Origin of the sequence: Streptomyces sp. NPDC051172 (genome assembly GCF_040682555.1) — a bacterium.
Lineage (GTDB): Bacteria > Actinomycetota > Actinomycetes > Streptomycetales > Streptomycetaceae > Streptomyces.
The window spans coordinates 1-1,071 of sequence record NZ_JBFBBE010000461.1; the positions used below are offsets into that span (position 1 = coordinate 1).

Annotated in this window: 2 protein-coding genes; both read left to right on the top strand. The window is 75.9% G+C overall.

Going from position 1 to position 1,071, the window contains the following annotated elements; translation table 11 throughout:
- Nucleotides 1-276 precede the first annotated feature (276 nt).
- Nucleotides 277-759 carry a dUTP diphosphatase gene (gene dut, locus AB0N07_RS51935; RefSeq protein WP_350745722.1) on the top strand — a complete coding sequence of 161 codons (483 nt, stop codon included), beginning with the start codon at nt 277-279 and terminating at the stop codon, nt 757-759.
- Nucleotides 756-1,071 (top strand): DUF3710 domain-containing protein (locus AB0N07_RS51940; RefSeq protein WP_365848098.1); only part of this gene is annotated, 316 nt, incomplete at its 3' end. The genes dut and AB0N07_RS51940, both read left to right, overlap by 4 nt.

The following is a 1,071-nucleotide window of genomic DNA, read 5'->3' on the forward strand; positions in this document are numbered from 1 at the left end:
CGGAGTCGAGGAGGACCTCCACCATCGTGATGATGAGCTTCTCGCCCGCCTTGTTGACGCCGGTCCAGACGCCCTCGTCGTCGCCCGGGGTCCCGCCGCGGCGCCCTCGGGGGCGCGGCGGGAGGCATCGGCGACGGGGTGCTGCTGGGGATCACGCATGGGTCCCAGCTTCCCACATCCGGACTCCGGCCCCGCCGCGCGGCACCGGCGAGGGCGCCCGCCCGGCCGCCTCGACGCGGCCCCGGGCCGACGGGTGCTCGTGTAGGGTCGGGCCTCGTGACCGACTCCGCCGAGCTGCCCGTGCCCCTGCACGCCCTCGATCCGGGCCTGGCCCCGCCCGCCTACGCGCAGCCGGGCGACGCGGGCGCGGACCTGCGCACCGCCGTCGACGTGACCCTGGCCCCGGGCGAGCGCGCCCTCGTGCCGACCGGCGTGGCGTTGGCCATCCCGGAGGGCCACGCGGGGTTCGTGCACCCCCGCTCGGGTCTCGCGGTCCGCCACGGCCTGAGCGTCGTCAACGCCCCCGGCACCATCGACGCCGGCTACCGCGGCGAGATCAAGGTGCCCCTGATCAACCTGGACCCGACCGAGCCGATCGTGCTGCGCCGCGGCGACCGGATCGCCCAGCTCGTGTTGCAGCCGGTCCTGCGCGCCCGCTTCGAGCCCGTGGACGCGCTGCCCGACTCCGAGCGCGGGGCCGGCGGCTTCGGCTCGACCGGCGGCTTCACCGCCGACATCACCCCTGGGAGGACGTCGTGATCTTCGGACGCAACCGCACCGTGCGCCACGAGCAGGTCAGCCTGCCGGACGAGCTGCTGGAGGAGCGCGACCTCGAGATCGCCGCCGCGCCGGAGGCCGTCGACGTCGGTCCGCACGACGTCGCCACCCGCCCGGATCCCGCCGGCATGATCGACCTGGGGTCGCTGCGCCTGCGGGCGGTCCAGGGCATGAAGCTGCGCCTCGACGTGGAGGACGCGACGAAGCGGATCGTCGCCGCCACCGTCAGCCTCGGACGCTCGGCGCTGCAGGTCCAGGCGTTCAGCGCCCCGCGCCGCACGGGTCTGTGGGACG